Source organism: Aquiflexum lacus (assembly GCF_015476655.1).
GTDB classification, from domain to species: Bacteria; Bacteroidota; Bacteroidia; order Cytophagales; family Cyclobacteriaceae; genus Aquiflexum; species Aquiflexum lacus.
In genome coordinates this window covers 1-467 of the sequence record NZ_JABFHF010000089.1, presented here as the reverse complement: position 1 = coordinate 467, position 467 = coordinate 1, and the positions used below count along the sequence as shown (strand labels likewise).

The window sequence follows — 467 nt, the reverse complement described above, 5'->3', positions numbered from 1 at the left end:
ATTCAGAATACCATTGGGGTGACATGGACGCAGGGGGTCATGGGACTGGCACTTGACATGGCAGGTCAGAGCGGTAATCTGGCAACGGCAACCCACAACAGCAGTCTTGAAATAAATAATGCGCTTACCTTAGCAGCTTGGGTCAGACCTGCCGAGCTCGGCAACAGAACTGTCATCAGCAAGGCAGACGGCAACGGATTCGAGCTCTGGCTGGTCAGCAACGGACAGATCGAATTCAGGCTCAACAGGGGGAATAACGGAACTGCCTACAAGCTTAGGTCAAATTACAGCTATTCGCAGGATGTGGGCGAATGGATCCATGTAGCGGCCACCTTTGACGGGAATACCAGCAAAATATTCATTAACGGTAACGAGGACACTTCGGCCTCTTATGCACCGTTCAATATAGGGACTTCCGCAGGTGATCTGGTCATCGGGGCCATCGGAACAGTACAGCGGTTCAAAGG

Annotated in this window: 1 protein-coding gene; it reads left to right on the top strand. The window is 52.0% G+C overall.

Going from position 1 to position 467, the window contains the following annotated elements; translation table 11 throughout:
• Positions 1-467: LamG domain-containing protein (locus tag HMJ38_RS25155; protein ID WP_194977200.1), on the top strand; the 467-nt coding region annotated here is incomplete at both ends.